Below are 16,323 nucleotides of genomic sequence, written 5' to 3'. Positions count from 1 at the left end.
TTAGAACCGGATGATTTTAGGTCGAATCGATCTAAAATCATCCGGTTCCAAATCAAAGAGATAGAGCATGATGTCGTCCGAAAACCGCTTCACACTTTTCGGCATCATGCTCTGGGTGCGAGCAGGATGACCGAGGCGCCGACGATGCAGAGCATGGCGCCGCCGAGATCCCAGCGGTCGGGCCGCACGCCTTCCACCAGCCACAGCCAGGCGAGCGAGGCGGCGATATAGATGCCGCCATAGGCGGCATAGGCGCGGCCGGCGGCATTCGTCTCGACAAGCGCCAAAAGGTACCCGAACAGGGCGAGGGAGACGAGGCCGGGGATGAGCCATAGCGGCGACTTTTCCAGCCGCCACCAGGCCCAGAACGAAAAGCAGCCGGCGATTTCGGCAAGCGCAGCTGCGATGTAGATGGCGTAGGTCATAACCGAACCGGTAACGTTTGCCGGGACTTGTCACAAGACCTGGGCGGAGTTGCAAGGCTGGCTACGATGGCGGGGCAGCGCCCCCTCTGCCCGGCAGGGCAGAGGGGGGCGCGAAGGAACGCGGCGCTGCGTCGCTTCTCGATCGCGAAAGTTTCCTACTCCACCGCCTTGCGCCGCCGGGTGGGCTTGGCAGTGGCAGGCGCAGGCTCCTGGTGGCCCATGTCGCGCATTTCCAGCGCCTTCTCGCATTTGGCCATGTAGTCGCGCGCCATCGGCAGCGTATCGTTCTTCTTGGCGAGCTGGATCTGGAAGATGACCAGATCCTGCCAGCGGAAGGCGGCTTCCGAGGCTGCCAGGTAGAATTCCCACATGCGGCAGAAGCGCTCGTCATAGATCGCCTTGGCCTTGTCGCGGTTGGCGGCAAAGCGCATGCCCCAGTGCTTCAGCGTATCGGCGTAGTGAAGCCTCAGAATCTCAATGTCGGTAACGACGAGGCCGGACTTCTCGATCGCCGGCATCACTTCGGAAAGGGCCGGGACGTAGCCGCCCGGGAAGATGTATTTGCGGATGAAGGCGCTGGTCGCCCACGGCACGCCGGACCGGCCGATGGTATGGAGCAGCATCACGCCGTCGGGCTTCAGCAGCGTCGCCGACTTGTCGAAGAAGGTGCGGTAATGGTTGACCCCGACATGCTCGAACATGCCGACCGAGACGATGCGGTCGAAACGTTCGTTGAGCGCGCGATAGTCCTTGAGGTCGAAATGGACGCGATCCTGCAGGCCCGCCGCATGCGCGCGGTCGGTGGCGACGCCATGCTGCTCGGTGGATAGCGTCACACCCTGCACGTCGACGTCGAAAGCCTTGGCGAGATAGAGGCCGAGGCCGCCCCAGCCGGAGCCGATGTCGAGCACCGTCTGTCCGGGCTTCAGCCTCAGCTTGGCGGCGATATGGCGCTTCTTGGCGACCTGCGCTTCGTCCAGCGTCATGTCTGGCTGTTCGAAATAGGCGCAGGAATACTGCATGTCCTCGTCGAGGAAGAGCTTGTAGAGATCGCCGGAAAGATCGTAATGCCGCTGCACGTTGCGGCGCGCCCGTGCGGCGGTGTTGATCTGCTGCAGGCGGCGGAACGCGTGGCGCAGGCCCTCGATCGCCTTCGACCATGTCGCGTCGATGCCGCCGCTGCCCATGTTCTGGAAGGCGATGCGCATCACTCCAAGCACTCCACCCTCGAGGATGTCGAGCTCGCCGTCCATATAAGCCTCGGGTACGGCCAGCATCGGATCGAAGCTGATGGCGCGCTCGGCATGCGTGGTCTTGATGTGCATGTGCACAGGCTCGCCGCTGCCGTCGCCGAAAGTGACTGTCGAGCCCTTCGGCCCGGTCACCTTGAGGTTGCCGACCCGCACCAGGCGGTCGAGAATGCGCTTCAACAGAATATTCATGACCAAATGTCCCTCAAGCATCAGGCTGACTTCCGCGCATGGCCCGAAAACGGCACCGGTTTCGGGAGAGTCCTGCGCGAAAGCCACAGGCACTACGGCGTCATTCTGCGTCCAAAGGACGCGCGACGCTGTAGTCTGCCTCAAGATATAGGGGTTCGAAAAGTTCCATTTGGCATAAAAATGCCCGGGTCGTTTGCCCGGGCATTAGTCCAGAAATTCTGGAAGGCCTGTGAGCCGGAGCAGTGCTCCGGCCCGTCGATCAGCCCGTAGATCAGATCTTGTCGATCAGGCGTTGTCTTCGCCGCCTTCGAATTCGGCGTTCGGGTCGAAGAAGTTCTCCGGCCGGGCGTTGTCGTTGATGTCCTCGCCATAGATGGCTTCGGCCGTCGTCAGCATCTCGCCCTTGGCCTGGCGCTCCGCCTCTTCGGCCGAGCGGGCGACGTTGAGCGTGACGGTGACCTCGACTTCCGGATGCAGCGCGATCGCCACATTGGAGAGGCCGATGGTCTTGATCGGCTGGTTGAGCTCGATCTGGTTGCGGTTGACGCTGAAGCCTTCGGCGGTCAAAAGCTCGGCGATGTCGCGGGTCGACACCGAGCCGTAGAGCTGGCCGGTCTCGCCGGCTGAACGCACGACGATGAAGCTCTTGCCGTCGAGCTTCTCGGCGACCTGGCTGGCCTCCGACTTGCGCTCGAGGTTGCGGGCTTCGAGCTGGGCGCGCTGGCCCTCGAACTTCTTCTTGTTGGCTTCGTTGGCGCGCAGCGCCTTGCCCTGCGGCAGCAGGAAGTTGCGGGCGAACCCGTCCCTCACCTTGACGGTGTCGCCCATCTGGCCGAGGCGGGAAATGCGCTCGAGAAGAATGACTTCCATGGTTTCGTTCCTTCGGTTTGGCGCCATCCGGGATGACGTCGGATTCTTTGGAACAGGTCAGGAAGCAAAAGGGGCGTTGCCGCCGGTGTCGCTGTCCTGCCTGTCTGGCAGTTAGAGGTTTATGGCCTCAACTCGGGATTTGAACCTACCCTTTGCGGCGCCCGTCGCCGTGGGGTCGAAGCGGGCGGCAAGCCGCCCGCATCAGTATTTTCAGCTTAGCGGACCACGTAGGGCAGCAGGCCGAGGAAGCGGGCGCGCTTGATCGCCTTGGCGAGCTCGCGCTGCTTCTTCTGGCTGACGGCGGTGATGCGCGACGGCACGATCTTGCCGCGCTCGGAAATGTAGCGCTGCAGCAGACGCACGTCCTTGTAATCGATCTTCGGGGCATTGGCGCCGGAGAACGGGCAGGTCTTGCGGCGGCGATGGAACGGGCGCCGGGTCGGGATCTGGTTGATGTCGACCATTATTCTGCACCCCCTTCAACGTTTTCGCGCGGACGGCGCGGACCACGGTCGCCGCCGTCACGGTCGCCGAACGAACGCGGGCCGCGGTCGCCGCGGTCGCGGTCGCCGAACGAACGCGGGCCACGGTCGCGGTCGCCGAAGCCACCGCGCTCGGAGCGCTCTTCGCGCTTCTGCATCATCGCGGAAGCGCCTTCCTCATGCGCCTCGACCTTGACGGTGAGGAAACGCAGCACGTCTTCCGACAGGCCCATCTGGCGCTCCATTTCGTTGAGCGCGGCCGGCGGGCAGGTGATGTCCATCAGCGTGTAGTAAGCCTTCCGGTTCTTCTTGACCCGGTAGGTGAGGGACTTCAGTCCCCAGTTCTCGATCCGGCCGACCGACCCGCCATTGGCGGTGATGACGCCCTTGTACTGTTCGACAAGCGCATCGACCTGCTGCTGCGACAGGTCCTGCCGGGCAAGAAACACATGTTCGTAAAGAGCCATTATGTTTTACTGCCTTTCTTCGTTTCTCTCACCGGCCCTCGCGGCTAAGCCTCTGCAACTTGTCTGACCCGGTCGCGAAGGAGCGGGGAAGAAAGGAGCATCGCGAGACGGTCGAGAGCGGAGACACGGGAGGCCAAAAGCGCATCTGGCTTCATGACGTGGCTTTCGAAAAGCCACGGCCCTCCGTTCAGCCCCCAGCAAGGACCGGCAGATTGCGGGCGTCTATACAGCAATTCCCCAGGAAGGCAAGGCGCGACAGTCAGGATCGACGATTCCACGATGCCGCAGCCGGAAATCTCCGGCGCTCGCCGTTTGGTGACCGGCTCAGCTCGTATGGGCGACGAGCGGGGCCATCGTCTCGGGGAAGAAGTCAGGCGCGGTGTGGCGCTTGCCGAACATCATGTCGTACTGGATCAGCCGGAAATCGTTGATCGCCGGATCGATCTTCTTCTGCCTCGCCCAGTCGGGCGTCGCCTCGCCGGAGGGCGACAGCAGAAGGTTGCGGTCGACCACCCGATAGCGTTCGCGTAGCGCGCCGAGGAAGCCGGTATAGTAGGGATGCGTGATGCCAGCGGTTGTGAGGATATGGTAGGGCAGGAAGGCCGGGCTCACCGGGCCCAGGTTTTCCACCGGACCGGAGCGGTTCGACCAGATGATCAGCGGCGTGTCGTGGTGATCGAGCGCGGCTTCGGGGGTCGGCTCCCTGCGCGGCGCGACATTGTCCTTGAGGAAGCCGGTCTCGACATAGACGGGGCCGAGCGGCGGCAGATGGTCGCCGAAGAAGGCGATGATGGTCGGCCGCTCGCGCTTCTTTGCCCAGTCGATCAGGCGTTGCAGGCTGCGATCGGCATCGGCCGAGCCTTCGGCGTAAGAGAGCAGCGATTCCCGCGCCCAGGTGCTGATCGGCGCCTCGACCTTATGGGTCGGATTGTAATAGCGGTAGGGCTCATAGGGGCCGTGGTTCTGCAGGCTGACCGCGAACAGGAACACCGGCTGCTCGCTGGCATCGGCCTCGCGGATGATCTCGTCGGTCATCGCCGCGTCGGAGGCCAGCGGTCCGCGCTTTTCCATCGGCGGCAGCGTCTCTTCCGAGCGGAAGTCGTTGAAGCCGAAATCGGCATAGACGGCGCCGCGGTTCCAGAACCAGTTGGTGCCCGGATGGATGGCGCGCGCCCTATAACCTTCGCTCTTCAGGAAGGTCGCCAGCGACGGGGTCGGCGTGCGCACATATTGCTGGTAGGGGATCGAGCCCGCCGGCAGGAAGGCGTTGGAGAAGCCGGTCAGCGCTTCGAACTCGATATTGGCGGTCATGCCGCCGAATTCCGGCGAGAACATCGAGCCCGAGCGCAGCGCGCGCACCGTCGGGATCGGGTCGGGCTTGATGCTGACGCCGGGAAGCTCCATCGGATCCCAGAAGGATTCGCTCATCACCACGACTATGTCGGGCTTCTGATCGGGCACCGAGGCTGCAACCCCGGGACGCGCGATCGCGTCCATCGTCTTTTCGGAATAGCCGGGCGGCGCAGAGACATGCGCCATCGGCACGTTGAGCGCGAAGGCGAGCGCGAAGCCGTTGGAAGCGTAGTTCTCCTTCTGGTCCCACATGATCGGGATGATCTGCAGCCTGTCGCGCGTCCACGAGAAGGTGGCATAGTCCATGATCGAGACGAAGAAGGCGAGGAGCGGCACGGCCAGCGACAGCCGCGCCAGCCGTCCCTTGCGGCTGAGGATCGGCACGCGCCGGCGCCAGAGGCGCCAGCCATAGAAGAGCAGCGCCAGGCCGGCGACGATCGCCGCTGCAAGCAGCACGGCCGTCCAGGGCCGCTCGCGCACCAGAAGCGGCATCAGCGCCATGATCTGGCGCGCATAGAGGAAATCCGCCGGATAGAGCGGATCGCCGAGATAATGCGATTTCTGGTGGCCGACGAAGGCCAGCGCCAGCGTCATTGGCGCCACGATCATCAGGCTCTGATGGCTGCGGCCGAGTATGGCATCCAGCCCGATCAGCACCAGCGCGAAGATGATGATCGTGGTCCAGCCCGGCTTGAAGGGCTGCAGGAAGAAGTCCACCGTGCCGAAGAAGTCGCCGCGCACGATCCATTCGATGGCGAACACCAGAAGCGCGGCGGTAAGCAGGGTTGAGAGCCCGTAGCGTAGGGTCGGCCAGGGCCGCCCCGGCAGGTAGCCGGTGGACGGATCGTCTTCCAAAAATTGCGGCGCGGGTTTGGCCGCGCCTTTCCTGATCCTTGCCACGTCGCTTCCCCGGCCCATGCTACGCGTCTTCCACACGCGTCACGCCACTGTCATCGAAATGTCACGCAAAGCTAGCGCCTGTGGCGGAAATAAGAAGAGCCAGCAAACGATTCGTGAGCGGTTTTCATCAGGTGTGATCGCCAAAAAGCCTTTCGGAACAGGGACTCGGACCGGTTTTTCCTGCCGAAATGGGCTCGGAACGGGGGCCTGCGGGCTTGACTTGGCTGTCCGCCTTGCGTCAGAGGCAGGGAAAACCAGCCTCTGGAGACCTTGAAAATGGCCGTCGCATTTACCTTTCCGGGACAGGGCAGCCAGTCCGTCGGCATGGGCAAGGACCTCGCCGACGCTTTCCCCGAGGCGCGCCGCGTCTTCGAGGAAGTCGACGCCGCGCTTGGCGAAAAGCTGTCGAAACTGATCTGGGAAGGGCCGGAAGAGACGCTGACGCTGACCGCCAACGCCCAGCCGGCGCTGATGGCGGTGTCGCTGGCCGCGCTGAGGGCGCTGGAATCGCGCGGCTTTTCGCTGAAGGACAAGGTGTCTTACGTCGCCGGCCATTCGCTCGGCGAATATTCAGCCCTTGCTGCGGCGGGCTTCGTCTCGGTCGCCGATGCCGCGCGGCTGCTGCGCGTTCGCGGCAACGCCATGCAGGCGGCGGTGCCGGCGGGCGAGGGCGCCATGGCCGCCATCATCGGGCTCGAGCAGGCCGATGTCGAAGCCGCCTGCGCGGAAGCGGCACAAGGCTCCGCCAAAGGAGCGGTTTGCCAGATCGCCAACGACAATGGCGGCGGCCAGCTGGTAATCTCCGGCGCCAGGGCGGCCGTCGAGCTGGCGGCGAAGCTTTGCACCGAAAAGGGCGCCAAGCGGGCGCTGATGCTGCAGGTTTCGGCACCTTTCCATTCAGCGATGATGATGCCTGCCGCGGACGTCATGCGCGACGCGCTGGCCGGCGTGGCGAAAGCCGCTCCGGTGGTTCCTATCGTCTCCAACGTCACCGTCACCCCCACCAGCGATCCGGACGAGATCGCCCGCCGCCTGGTCGAGCAGGTGGTCGCGCGCGTGCGCTGGCGCGAGACGGTGGAATGGTTCGGCCAGAACGGCATCGCGACGCTTTACGAAGTCGGCGCCGGCAAGGTGCTGTCGGGCCTGGCGCGCCGCATCAACCGCGACATCGCGACCGGCACCATAGGCACAGCGGCCGAGGTCGAGGCGGCGCTAGCGGCGCTTGGGTGAGGAAATTCGAACGACAGGTGCGGCATGTCCACATCGAAGACTGGCAGGAGCAAGGCCCAGCGCTTGCGCGATTTCGACGAGTTTGAGGACTATCGCCTTGCATCCGAGGTTGCGGAACGGATCCGGCTTGGCGAAGAAGAGGTCCTGAAAACCGAAGATTTCTGGCATGGTTTGGACGATTTGACGTATACGGAACGGCGTTCGCCTGCGGCGCATTCGGAAAAACGAGGTTGAAAAAATGTTCGAACTGAACGGCCGGAAGGCGCTCGTCACCGGCGCATCGGGAGGCATCGGCGAGGCGATCGCCAGGGTGCTGCACAGCCAGGGCGCGATCGTCGGCCTGCACGGCACGCGTGTGGAGAAGCTGGAAGCGCTCGCCGGCGATCTCGGCGATCGGGTAAAACTGTTCCCGGCGGACCTGACCAACCGCGACGCGGTCAAGGCGCTCGGCCAGAAGGCCGAGGCCGACCTCGAAGGCGTCGACATCCTGGTCAACAACGCCGGCATCACCAAGGACGGCCTGTTCGTGCGCATGTCGGATGCCGACTGGGACCAGGTGCTCGAGGTGAACCTCACCGCCGTGTTCCGGCTCACGCGCGAGCTCACCCATCCGATGATGCGCCGCCGCCACGGCCGCATCATCAACATCACCTCCGTGGTAGGTGTCACCGGCAACCCAGGCCAGACCAATTACTGCGCCTCCAAGGCCGGCATGATCGGCTTTTCCAAGTCGCTGGCGCAGGAGATCGCTACCCGCAACATCACCGTCAACTGCGTCGCCCCGGGCTTCATCGAATCGGCCATGACCGACAAGCTCAACGACAAGCAGAAAGAGACCATCATGGCGGCGATTCCGACCAGGCGCATGGGCACCAGCGCCGAGGTCGCCTCGGCCGTCGCTTATCTCGCTTCCAATGAGGCGGCTTACGTCACCGGCCAGACCATCCACGTCAACGGCGGCATGGCGATGATCTAGGGTGTGTTGATATTCAGGTGATGCCGGCCTGCAAACGGTGGCTTTCTGCGCTTCCGGCCTTCGCCGGCCGAAGCATTCATGAGAGTGGCGTGGTAGTTAAGGCTACGGCCGGCGTAGGCCGGTGCTCACGGACCCGAATGCCCGCTCCGGTTCTCGAAAGCCACATTTTCAGCTCGGCCTGATCTGAATCTCAGCATACCTGACCGACCAAGGTCCAGCGGCTGTGAAAACAGCCATTTCGGCTTGGACGCCCGCCCTTTTTCGTGTAATGCGGCCGGCAACCCGGCGGTTCGGGCAAAAACCGGTCCTGTGGCGTTGCGTTTCCCACAAGACCATCTTTCAGCTTGATTAGCGGCATTCCGCCCGCTAACGAAGACAACACAACGTAAGACGAGGCCCCAAATGAGTGACACCGCAGAGCGCGTCAAGAAGATCGTCATCGAGCATCTCGGCGTCGATGCCGACAAAGTGACGGAGCAGGCGAGCTTCATCGACGATCTGGGCGCGGACAGCCTCGATACGGTCGAACTCGTCATGGCGTTCGAAGAAGAGTTCGGCGTCGAGATTCCGGACGACGCGGCCGAGACCATCCTCACCGTCGGCGACGCCGTGAAGTATATCGACAAGGCCTCGGCCTGAGGCTTTCCGCGGGAATCACCGGGGAGGACCTGCGATGAGGCGAGTCGTCGTCACGGGCCTTGGCCTGCTTTCGCCGTTCGGCATGGGCTTCGAGCATAGCTGGAAGGAATTGCTTTCCGGCCGCAGCGCCGCCCGCCGCGTCACCGAATTCGAGGTGGACGATCTTGCCTGCAAGATCGCCCACATCGTTCCGCGCGGTGACGGCTCCAACGGCACCTTCAATCCCGAGGCCGTGCTCGAGCCGAAGGAACTGCGCAAGATCGGCGACTTCATCCTCTACGGCATTGCGGCCGCCGACGAGGCGCTGGCCGATTCCGGCTGGAAGCCCGAGACGCATGAGGATCAGTGCGCCACGGGCGTGCTGATCGGTTCCGGCATCGGCGGCATCGACGGCATCGCCGAGAACGCGATGATCCTGAAGGAGCGCGGTCCGCGCCGCATCAGCCCCTTCTTCATCCCTGGACAGATCATCAACCTGGTCTCCGGCCAGGTTTCCATCCGGCATGGGCTGAAAGGCCCGAACCATGCGGTCGTCACCGCTTGCTCGACCGGCGCCCACGCCATCGGCGACGCCGCCCGGCTGATCATTTGGGGCGATGCCGACGTCATGGTAGCCGGTGGCGCCGAGGCGCCGGTCACTAGGCTCTCCATGGCAGGGTTCGCCGCGTGCCGTGCGCTCTCCACCGAACGCAACGACACGCCTGAGATCGCGTCACGTCCCTATGACCGCGACCGCGACGGCTTCGTCATGGGCGAGGGCGCCGGTGTCGTCGTCCTGGAAGAGCTCGAGCACGCCAAGGCGCGAGGCGCCAGGATCTATGCCGAGGTCACCGGCTACGGCCTGACCGGCGACGCCTATCACATCACCGCTCCGGCCGAGGACGGCGACGGCGCGTTCCGCTGCATGACTGCGGCGCTGAACCGGGCGAAGCTCTCGGCCGCCGACGTCGACTACATCAACGCGCATGGCACCTCGACCATGGCCGACACGATCGAGCTCGGCGCCGTCGAGCGGCTGGTCGGCAATGCGGCTTCCAAGATTTCGATGTCGTCGACCAAGTCGTCGATCGGCCATCTGCTCGGTGCCGCGGGCGCCGCGGAAGCGATCTTCTCGATCCTCGCCATCCGCGACAACATCGCCCCCGCCACCATCAACCTCGACAATCCGGAACGCGAGACGGCGATCGATCTCGTGCCGAACAAGCCGCGCCAGCGCCAGATCGATGTGGCGCTGTCGAACTCCTTCGGCTTCGGCGGCACCAACGCCTCGCTCGTCTTCCAACGTTACGATGGCTGAACAGTCAGCCAGAGCAATTCCAGGAAAAGTGCGCAGCGGTTTTCCGTTCGGAATTGCGACGAACAACAAAGCAATCCCAGGCAAAGTACGCAGCGGGTTTCCGCCGGGATTGCTCACAAACAGATAGCTAGCCGGCAGGTCCGCCACCTGCCGTCATTTTTGCCAAATTTGCCCCTACGCTTCGGCTAGGGGATTCGTTGCAAGATCAGACGGTAGGGCGCCATGAATACAAATCCGGGCGGCGGCGAGGAATTCGGACAGCGTCAGACGCAAGGCCCGATCGTGCCCAAGACAGCGGCCGAGGCGCTTCGCCCCGAGGCCGGCACGCCGCCGCCGTCGAAACGCTCGCGCGCCTCGCGCAGCCAAGTCGTCGTGTTCCTGAATTTCTTCCTTTCGGTGGTCATCCTGGCCGTGCTCGCCGCTGGTGCCGCGCTTTATTTCGGCATGCAGGCTTTCGTTGAGCCGGGCCCGTCCGCCAATGGCGATACCTTCCTGGTCAAGCCGAACACCGGCGTGCAGGAGATCGCCGACCAGCTGGAGCGTCGCGGCCTGGTCAGCGATGCGCGCGTCTTCAGGCTGGGCGTGCGCGCCACCGGCAACGACTCCGCGCTGAAGGCCGGCGAGTACGCCATCAAGCCGCGCGCCTCGATGCGCGACATCATGGAACTGCTCAAGAGCGGCAAGTCGGTGATGTATTCGCTGACCATCCCCGAGGGACTGACGGTCGAGCAGGCGCTGCAGCGCGTGGCCGACCAGGAGGCGCTGACCGGCGACATGCCGGCGGCCACGCCGCCGGAAGGCAGCATCGCAACCGACACGCTGCGCTTCACCCGCGGCGCCACAAGGCAGCAGATGATCGACAAGCTGGTCGCCGATCAGAAGAAGCTGGTCGATGACGTCTGGGAGCATCGCGCGCCCGACTTGCCGATCGCCAACATGGAGGACTTCGTCATCCTGGCCTCGATCGTCGAGAAGGAGACGGGCAGGGGCGACGAGCGCTCGCGCGTGGCCGCCGTCTTCCTCAACCGGCTGGCCAAGGGCATGCGGCTGCAGTCCGACCCGACCATCATCTACGGCCTGTTCGGCGGCAAGGGCAAACCGGCCGACCGGCCGATCTATCAGTCCGACATCGAGAAGCAGACGCCCTATAACACCTATCTGATCAAGGGCCTGCCGCCGACGCCGATCGCCAATCCGGGCCGCGCGGCGCTCGAGGCGGTGGCCAATCCGTCGAAGACCGGCGACCTTTATTTCGTCGCCGACGGCAATGGCGGCCATGTCTTTGCCGCGACGCTGGAAGAGCACAACCAGAACGTCGCCCGCTACCGGGCGATGCAGAAGAAGCAGGAGGACGCTGCCGCCAAGGCCTCCGGCCAGACGACGGCGCCGGCCGCTCCCGACGGCGGCGACGGCGGCGAGAATGGCGACGCGGGCGGCGACGCCGCCCAGTAGGCGGCGGTTACCGGATCCTGTCACGCCTCCTTTGACGCCGGGCCGTATTCATGTTTTGAGGGGATATCCGACGCCCGGCCGAAGGTCAGGCGTCTTGCAAGGGTGCGCATGTTCGGGCAATCGCGCCCGGACTGCGATAGGGGGTGACGGCATCATGAACGTGCAGAGCATGACCGGTTTCGCGCGTGCCATTGCTGAGTGCAACGGCACGTCGGTCGCCTGGGAGGTGAAATCGGTCAACGGCAAGAGCGTGGAGGTGAGGCTGAGGCTGCCGCAAGGTTTCGACCGGCTGGAAACCGCCGTACGGCAGACCGTGCAGAAGCGCTTCGCGCGCGGCAATTTCCAGGCGACGTTGACCGTTGGCCGCGCCGCCGCGCAGCAGGTCCAGCCGGTGGTCAACGAGGCTTTTCTGAAGGATCTGGCCGGCCTTGCCAGGCGCTTGCAGGAACAGTTCGGCACCCAGCCCGCCACCGCCGACGGGCTGCTTGCGCTGCGTGGCGTGCTCGACATTCCGGAAGCCGTCGAGACCGAGGAAGAGCGGGCCGTTCTTGACGCCGCGATTCTGTCGGCGCTGGACCTGGCGCTTACCGGGTTGGAGCAGGCAAGACAGAGCGAGGGCGCCGCGCTGCGCATGCTGTTGTCGGGTCACATCGACATCATGGAGGCGCTGACGCTGAAGGCCGAGGCCGACCCGTCGCGCGAGCCGGCGGCGATCCGCGAGCGCATGGCCGAGCAGGTCCGCCTGCTGATGGATGCGTCGGCCAATCTCGATGCGGTCCGGCTGCACCAGGAAGCGGCGTTCCTCGCCACCAAGGCCGATATTCGCGAGGAGATCGACCGGCTGAAGACGCATGTCGCTTCCGCGCGTGCGCTGCTTTCCGGCGGCGGCGCCGTGGGCCGCAAGCTCGATTTTCTGGCGCAGGAATTCAATCGCGAATCGAATACCTTGTGCTCCAAGTCGAACGCCGCCGCGGTCACCGCGATCGGGCTGGAGCTCAAGGCGGTGGTCGACCAGTTTCGCGAACAGGTTCAGAATCTGGAGTGACGGGGATGGTTGCCAAGGAACCGACGGCCGCCAGGGATCTGGGATCCCGTATCCGCCGCCGCGGGCTGATGCTGGTGCTGTCGTCGCCGTCGGGCGCCGGCAAGTCGACAATCGCGCGCAATCTTCTGGAAAGCGATTCGAGCCTGGAACTGTCGGTCTCCGTAACCACCAGGCCGCGCAGAGGCTCGGAGATCGAAGGCGTCCACTATCATTTCCGCACCATGCGCGAGTTCGAGCGGCTGCGCGATTCCGACGCGCTGCTGGAATGGGCCGAGGTGCACGGCAATTTCTACGCGACGCCGCGCGAGCCGGCGGAAGTGGCGCTGGCCGAAGGCCGCGACATGCTGTTCGACATCGACTGGCAGGGCGCCCAGCAGCTCAAGGAGAAGATGCGCGCCGACATCGTCTCGATCTTCATCCTGCCGCCCTCGATGAAGGAATTGAAGGCGCGCCTGAAGCGCCGCGCCGAGGACCAGGAATCAGTCATCGAGACCAGGCTGAAGAATGCCCGCGTCGAGATCGAGCACTGGAAGGAATACGACTTCGTCATCGTCAACGACGATCTCGACCGCGCCTTCGCCGAGGTGCGCGCCATAGTGACGGCGGAGCGGCTTCGGCGCGACAGACGGCCGGGCCTGTTCGACTTCATTTCCGGGTTGCTGGACGAGAAGACGGAGTGACTTTTCCCTTCTCCCCTTGTGGGAGAAGGTGGATCGGCGCGCAGCGCCGAGACGGATGAGGGGTGTTCCAGCGGAGTGAGGCGTCGCCGTTCCCTGGAACACCCGTCATCCGTCGCCTTCGGCGACACCTTCTCCCACAAGGGGAGAAGGGAGGGCGCCTTACACCGCGTTCGTCAGCCGAACGAATTCTTCCACGCTGAGCGTCTCGGCGCGGCGCGTCGGGTCGATGCCGGCGCGGGTGAGCAGGGCTTCACCGCCGAGACTCTTCACGCTTTGCCGCAGCATCTTGCGGCGCTGGCCGAAGGCGGCTTCGGTGACGCGGCCGAGCCTCTTGCCGTCGGCGGGAAGCGGGGATGCGCGCGGCACCAGATGCACCACCGAGGAGGTAACCTTGGGCGGCGGCGTAAAAGCCTGCGGCGGCACGTCGAAGGCGATTTTTGCTTCCGCGCGCCAGCCGGCAAGCACGCCGAGCCGGCCATAGGCGTCGCTGCCCGGACTGGCGGTGATGCGCTCGGCCACCTCGCGCTGGAACATCAGCGTCATCGATTGATAGAAGGGCGGCCAGTTCGCCACCGTCAGCCAGCGGATCAGAAGCTCGGTGCCGATATTGTAAGGCAGGTTGGCAACGATCTTCACCGGCCCACCGTTCGCCGTGCCTGCAAGCGCGGCGAAATCCGTCTTCAGCGCGTCGCCGGGAATGACCTCGAGCCGGCCGGGGTAGTGGCTGGACACCTCGGCCAGCGCCTCCAGGCAGCGCTCGTCGCGCTCGATGGCGATCACGCGCCGCGCGCCGTTGAAGAGCAGCGCCCGGGTCAGCCCGCCGGGGCCTGGGCCGACCTCGATCACCGTCGCTTCGACGAGGTCCCCGGCCGCGCGCGCGATCTTGGCTGTCAGATTGAGGTCGAGCAGGAAATTCTGGCCGAGCGCCTTCTTCGCCTGCAGGCCGTGGCGCTCGATCACCTCGCGCAGCGGCGGCAATCCGTCGATGGTCACGCGCGCCCCGCTCAAATCGAGCCTCATGCGGCCGCGGCATGGCGGCCGCTGTCGGCCAGCCGGCGCGCCAGCCTCAGCGCCGCGATCAGGCTGTCGGCGCGCGCAATCCCCTTGCCGGCAATGTCGAAGGCCGTGCCATGGTCCGGCGAGGTGCGGATGAAGGGCAGGCCGAGCGTCACGTTGACCGCCTCGTCGAAAGCCAGCGTCTTGGCCGGGATCAGCGCCTGGTCGTGATACATGCAAAGTGCCGCGTCATAGCCGGCGCGTGCCCGTGGGTGGAACATGGTGTCGGCAGGCAGCGGTCCGACCGCATCGATGCCTTCGGCTTGAAGCGTCTCGACGGCCGGAAGGACGATGGAAAGGTCCTCCGAGCCCATCGCACCGCCTTCGCCGGCATGCGGATTGAGCCCGGCAATGGCAAGCCGCGGCCGCGCGATGCCGAAGCGGCTTTTGAGGTCGGCGGCGGTGATGCGGGCGGTGGTGACGATCAGTTCCGTCGTCAGAACCTTCGGCACCTCGGCGAGCGCGATGTGGATGGTGACCGGAACGGTGCGCAGCTCGGGTCCGGCAAGCAGCATCACCGGGGTCACCTCGGTGCCGGTGTGGTGCGAGGCCAGATGCGCCAGGTATTCGGTGTGGCCCGGAAAGCGGAAGCCGGCCTCGTAGAGGGGCTTCTTGGCGATGGGGCAGGTGACCACCGCGGCGGCGTGGCCGGCGAGGCAGTCGGCGACGGCGCGGTCGATCGCTTCGATGGTGCCTTCGGCATTGGCCGGATTCGGCTTTCCGGGACTGTCCAGATGGCGAGCGTAGAGCGGAACGACGGGCAGCGCGCGGGGAAAATGATGCGCCGCTTGTCCCGGCACCGTCTCCATGATCGCCACGGTGGCGCCGATCTCGCGCGCACGGGCCTCGATCAGGGCTGGATCGGCGAGCAGGTAGAAAGGCGGCACGCCGCCGCTGTCGCCCGCCTGCCAGGCGGCGATGGCGATCTCGGGCCCGACGCCGGAGGGATCACCGACGCTGAGCGCCAGCGGCGCATCGGTCCTGCGCATGCTCATGGCGTCCTGCGCTGTGCGCTGCCTGCTTGGGGGCAGGGCGAGAGGATCGAGCATTGTTCTGTCATCCGCCGAGACGGCCTAGCGCTCGACGATGGTGGCCTTCTTGCGCAGTTCCTCGACATATTTTTTGCTGAGCTCGTCGGCATCCTTGTCGTTGCTGCCGCCTTCGGCCTGGAACACCATCTGCGCGGCCTTGTCGTCGGAAACCTCGCGCGAGGAGCAGATGCCGATGAATTCCACGCCGCGTTCGGTCTCGCGCGTCGGCGTCGCGCCGCCGACCTTGGTCGCCTTGATCTGCTCGGCCCAGTCGGGCGGCAATTGCGGCGCCAGCACGCGGCCGAGGTCGCGCACCGTGACGTCGATCAGCCCCTTGGCGAATTCGCGCGTGGTGTTGCAGCCGTTGAAGCGGGCGCGCATGGCATCGGCCTCACGCTTGCGCTTGCCGAGCGTGGAGGCGCGCTCGGAGGCCGGCACCACGAAGATCACCTGCTGCAGCATGTATTCCATGGCGGTCGGCTTGGAGCCGCCCTTGTCGAGCATGCGGCGGACCGCATCCTGCTCGGTCACCGAACCGCCCTCGCCGGAGCGGTAGCGCGCGGAAAGCGCCTGGTTCCAGGCCATCTGGGCGCGGATGAATTCCTTGAAATGCTCCTTGGTGACGCCCGATTGCGACATGATCGCGTCGAGCTTGGCCAGCGGCATCTTGTTGTTGGAGGCAAAGCGCTGATAGGCGGCCTCGACCTGCTGATCGGTGATGCGGATGCCGAGCCGCCTGGCCTCGGCAAGGCGCAGCGTCTGGTCGATCATCTCCTGCGCGGCATCGCCCTTCTTGCGCTGCAGCTTGAAGAATGCGGCGCGGTGCGCGATGTCGCCGGTGGTGATCGGTATGTTGTTGACGACATATTTGATCTGGCTGGCGAACGCCGGCGGCGTCATCGCCGTGATCGAAACCGAGGTCGCCGCAACCAGCAGCGCGAATCCTGCCGAAAACAGGTATTTCCTCATCTCACCTTC

At 64.9% G+C, this 16,323-nt stretch carries 17 protein-coding genes; 8 read left to right on the top strand and 9 right to left on the bottom strand.

The window, feature by feature from the left end; translation table 11 throughout:
- Positions 1–104: 104 nt before the first annotated feature.
- The 6 genes from EJ071_RS30395 to EJ071_RS30370 all read right to left on the bottom strand — a co-directional run bounded on the left by EJ071_RS30395 (position 105) and on the right by EJ071_RS30370 (position 5,957).
- Positions 105–425 (bottom strand): YnfA family protein, encoded by a 321-nt coding sequence (locus EJ071_RS30395; RefSeq protein WP_126101146.1) that lies wholly within the window; start codon positions 423–425, stop codon positions 105–107.
- 155 nt (positions 426–580) lie between these two features.
- On the bottom strand, positions 581–1,867 hold the full coding sequence (locus tag EJ071_RS30390) for a cyclopropane-fatty-acyl-phospholipid synthase family protein (protein WP_126101145.1): 1,287 nt from the start codon (positions 1,865–1,867) through the stop codon (positions 581–583).
- A gap of 285 nt (positions 1,868–2,152) precedes the next feature.
- Complete coding sequence (gene rplI / locus EJ071_RS30385) at positions 2,153–2,737, bottom strand: 50S ribosomal protein L9 (protein ID WP_126101144.1); 585 nt, start codon at positions 2,735–2,737, stop codon at positions 2,153–2,155.
- A gap of 215 nt (positions 2,738–2,952) precedes the next feature.
- Positions 2,953–3,201 carry a 30S ribosomal protein S18 gene (gene rpsR / locus EJ071_RS30380; RefSeq protein ID WP_006203718.1) on the bottom strand — a complete coding sequence of 83 codons (249 nt, stop codon included), beginning with the start codon at positions 3,199–3,201 and terminating at the stop codon, positions 2,953–2,955.
- A complete protein-coding gene (gene rpsF / locus EJ071_RS30375; RefSeq protein WP_059186257.1) occupies positions 3,201–3,686 on the bottom strand; it encodes a 30S ribosomal protein S6 in 486 nt (161 codons plus the stop codon). Before rpsF ends, rpsR begins: the two co-directional genes overlap by 1 nt.
- Before the next feature lie 324 nt (positions 3,687–4,010).
- Positions 4,011–5,957 (bottom strand): LTA synthase family protein, encoded by a 1,947-nt coding sequence (locus EJ071_RS30370; RefSeq protein WP_126101143.1) that lies wholly within the window; start codon positions 5,955–5,957, stop codon positions 4,011–4,013.
- Positions 5,958–6,215: 258 nt separating this feature from the next.
- On the opposite strand from EJ071_RS30370, the gene fabD reads away from it, so the two are divergent.
- The 8 genes from fabD to gmk all read left to right on the top strand — a co-directional run bounded on the left by fabD (position 6,216) and on the right by gmk (position 13,258).
- Positions 6,216–7,169 (top strand): ACP S-malonyltransferase, encoded by a 954-nt coding sequence (fabD, locus tag EJ071_RS30365; protein WP_126101142.1) that lies wholly within the window; start codon positions 6,216–6,218, stop codon positions 7,167–7,169.
- Positions 7,170–7,193: 24 nt separating this feature from the next.
- Complete coding sequence (locus EJ071_RS30360; protein ID WP_126101141.1) at positions 7,194–7,403, top strand: hypothetical protein; 210 nt, start codon at positions 7,194–7,196, stop codon at positions 7,401–7,403.
- A gap of 4 nt (positions 7,404–7,407) precedes the next feature.
- Positions 7,408–8,145 (top strand): 3-oxoacyl-[acyl-carrier-protein] reductase, encoded by a 738-nt coding sequence (gene fabG, locus EJ071_RS30355; protein WP_126101140.1) that lies wholly within the window; start codon positions 7,408–7,410, stop codon positions 8,143–8,145.
- A gap of 402 nt (positions 8,146–8,547) precedes the next feature.
- The gene (locus EJ071_RS30350) at positions 8,548–8,784 is read left to right on the top strand and encodes an acyl carrier protein (RefSeq protein WP_006203723.1); all 237 of its coding nucleotides are present in this window, start codon (positions 8,548–8,550) and stop codon (positions 8,782–8,784) included.
- Positions 8,785–8,818: 34 nt separating this feature from the next.
- Positions 8,819–10,081 carry a beta-ketoacyl-ACP synthase II gene (fabF, locus tag EJ071_RS30345; RefSeq protein WP_126101139.1) on the top strand — a complete coding sequence of 421 codons (1,263 nt, stop codon included), beginning with the start codon at positions 8,819–8,821 and terminating at the stop codon, positions 10,079–10,081.
- Between the two features lie 222 nt (positions 10,082–10,303).
- A complete protein-coding gene (gene mltG, locus EJ071_RS30340; protein ID WP_126101138.1) occupies positions 10,304–11,533 on the top strand; it encodes an endolytic transglycosylase MltG in 1,230 nt (409 codons plus the stop codon).
- A gap of 154 nt (positions 11,534–11,687) precedes the next feature.
- Positions 11,688–12,578, top strand: a complete 891-nt coding sequence (locus EJ071_RS30335; protein WP_126101137.1) for a YicC/YloC family endoribonuclease — start codon at positions 11,688–11,690, stop codon at positions 12,576–12,578.
- 5 nt (positions 12,579–12,583) lie between these two features.
- Positions 12,584–13,258, top strand: coding sequence for a guanylate kinase (gene gmk / locus EJ071_RS30330; RefSeq protein WP_126101136.1), 675 nt, complete (start codon positions 12,584–12,586; stop codon positions 13,256–13,258).
- Between the two features lie 159 nt (positions 13,259–13,417).
- Here gmk and rsmA read toward each other — a convergent pair whose 3' ends face one another.
- The 3 genes from rsmA to EJ071_RS30315 form a co-directional block, all read right to left on the bottom strand.
- Positions 13,418–14,251, bottom strand: a complete 834-nt coding sequence (gene rsmA / locus EJ071_RS30325; RefSeq protein ID WP_126102783.1) for a 16S rRNA (adenine(1518)-N(6)/adenine(1519)-N(6))-dimethyltransferase RsmA — start codon at positions 14,249–14,251, stop codon at positions 13,418–13,420.
- Positions 14,252–14,274: 23 nt separating this feature from the next.
- A complete protein-coding gene (gene pdxA, locus EJ071_RS30320; RefSeq protein WP_126102782.1) occupies positions 14,275–15,303 on the bottom strand; it encodes a 4-hydroxythreonine-4-phosphate dehydrogenase PdxA in 1,029 nt (342 codons plus the stop codon).
- Between the two features lie 84 nt (positions 15,304–15,387).
- On the bottom strand, positions 15,388–16,314 hold the full coding sequence (locus tag EJ071_RS30315; RefSeq protein ID WP_126101135.1) for a peptidylprolyl isomerase: 927 nt from the start codon (positions 16,312–16,314) through the stop codon (positions 15,388–15,390).
- Positions 16,315–16,323 lie beyond the last annotated feature (9 nt).

It is taken from the genome of Mesorhizobium sp. M1B.F.Ca.ET.045.04.1.1 (assembly GCF_003952465.1).
Taxonomy (GTDB): Bacteria; Pseudomonadota; Alphaproteobacteria; order Rhizobiales; family Rhizobiaceae; genus Mesorhizobium; species Mesorhizobium shonense.
The sequence above is the reverse complement of the archived record's forward strand: the minus strand, read 5'-3'. Positions and strand labels throughout refer to the sequence as shown.

Coding starts and splice junctions, on each gene's coding strand:
- gmk (WP_126101136.1), top strand. CDS start 12,584: ATGGTTGCCAAGGAACCGACGGCCGCCAGGGATCTGGGATCCCGTATC.
- rpsF (WP_059186257.1), bottom strand. CDS start 3,686: ATGGCTCTTTACGAACATGTGTTTCTTGCCCGGCAGGACCTGTCGCAG.
- fabD (WP_126101142.1), top strand. CDS start 6,216: ATGGCCGTCGCATTTACCTTTCCGGGACAGGGCAGCCAGTCCGTCGGC.
- EJ071_RS30350 (WP_006203723.1), top strand. CDS start 8,548: ATGAGTGACACCGCAGAGCGCGTCAAGAAGATCGTCATCGAGCATCTC.
- fabF (WP_126101139.1), top strand. CDS start 8,819: ATGAGGCGAGTCGTCGTCACGGGCCTTGGCCTGCTTTCGCCGTTCGGC.
- EJ071_RS30395 (WP_126101146.1), bottom strand. CDS start 425: ATGACCTACGCCATCTACATCGCAGCTGCGCTTGCCGAAATCGCCGGC.
- rplI (WP_126101144.1), bottom strand. CDS start 2,737: ATGGAAGTCATTCTTCTCGAGCGCATTTCCCGCCTCGGCCAGATGGGC.
- rpsR (WP_006203718.1), bottom strand. CDS start 3,201: ATGGTCGACATCAACCAGATCCCGACCCGGCGCCCGTTCCATCGCCGC.
- fabG (WP_126101140.1), top strand. CDS start 7,408: ATGTTCGAACTGAACGGCCGGAAGGCGCTCGTCACCGGCGCATCGGGA.
- EJ071_RS30315 (WP_126101135.1), bottom strand. CDS start 16,314: ATGAGGAAATACCTGTTTTCGGCAGGATTCGCGCTGCTGGTTGCGGCG.
- EJ071_RS30390 (WP_126101145.1), bottom strand. CDS start 1,867: ATGAATATTCTGTTGAAGCGCATTCTCGACCGCCTGGTGCGGGTCGGC.
- EJ071_RS30370 (WP_126101143.1), bottom strand. CDS start 5,957: ATGGGCCGGGGAAGCGACGTGGCAAGGATCAGGAAAGGCGCGGCCAAA.
- pdxA (WP_126102782.1), bottom strand. CDS start 15,303: ATGCGCAGGACCGATGCGCCGCTGGCGCTCAGCGTCGGTGATCCCTCC.
- EJ071_RS30335 (WP_126101137.1), top strand. CDS start 11,688: ATGAACGTGCAGAGCATGACCGGTTTCGCGCGTGCCATTGCTGAGTGC.
- mltG (WP_126101138.1), top strand. CDS start 10,304: ATGAATACAAATCCGGGCGGCGGCGAGGAATTCGGACAGCGTCAGACG.
- EJ071_RS30360 (WP_126101141.1), top strand. CDS start 7,194: ATGTCCACATCGAAGACTGGCAGGAGCAAGGCCCAGCGCTTGCGCGAT.